The 277-nt window shown below is 45.5% G+C and carries 1 protein-coding gene; it reads right to left on the bottom strand.

Features of this window, described 5'->3' with window-relative positions; all coding sequences use genetic code 11:
* Window positions 1–277, bottom strand: a 277-nt coding sequence (locus tag ABFX56_RS16050; RefSeq protein ID WP_346234359.1) for a LysE family translocator, incomplete at both ends; no start/stop codon positions are given.

Genomic DNA, 277 nt, shown 5'->3' with positions numbered 1-277 from the left:
ATGGCGAGGTTTGAAGAGCATATTTAGCCCAAGCCAAGCTAAATAAGCCGCACCAACCCATTTCAATACACTAAAAGCCATTGCCGAAGCCATGAATAAAGCGCCTAATCCACAGGCAACTACGAGCCCCCACACGATACAGCCTGTACTAATACCAAGCGCTGCATGAAAGGCGCTGGATTTTCCTTCTAGTGTTGCGGTACGAATAATCAATGTCGTATCCAATCCCGGCGTAATTGTAAGTATGCTAATCGCAACTAAATAAGAAACCAGCAGA

The organism is Parafrigoribacterium mesophilum (genome assembly GCF_039652555.1).
In the GTDB taxonomy this organism is placed as follows: domain Bacteria; phylum Actinomycetota; class Actinomycetes; order Actinomycetales; family Microbacteriaceae; genus Parafrigoribacterium; species Parafrigoribacterium mesophilum.
The sequence above is the reverse complement of the archived record's forward strand: the minus strand, read 5'-3'. Positions and strand labels throughout refer to the sequence as shown.